The following is a 304-nucleotide window of genomic DNA, read 5'->3' on the forward strand; positions in this document are numbered from 1 at the left end:
ACGTGTTGACGCACTATCATCGGCGCAACGTCGTTTCACGGTCCTGTTCGGGATGGGAAGGGGTGGTACCGACGCGCTATGGTCATCAGGCTAAAGGGTGAGGTTCGCTGTGGAGGCCGTTGAATTGGCCGCCGCAACAAACGCAATCTGGAAGAAGTAAAGTGTGATACTGGTACAACATGGGTAGCAGTGTTTATAACAACAACATGCATACGCGGTACTCGTCGTCTATACCGGTCAAGGTTATAGGGACAAGCCTTACGGGCAATTAGTACTGGTTAGCTTAATGCATTACTGCACTTCC

At 50.7% G+C, this 304-nt stretch carries 1 rRNA gene; it reads right to left on the reverse strand.

From position 1 onward, the window contains the following. Positions 1 to 90, reverse strand: a 5S ribosomal RNA gene (gene rrf, locus ABD720_RS15395). Between the last annotated feature and the right edge of the window lie 214 nt (positions 91 to 304).

The organism is Actimicrobium antarcticum (assembly GCF_039536745.1).
Lineage (GTDB): Bacteria > Pseudomonadota > Gammaproteobacteria > Burkholderiales > Burkholderiaceae_D > Actimicrobium > Actimicrobium antarcticum.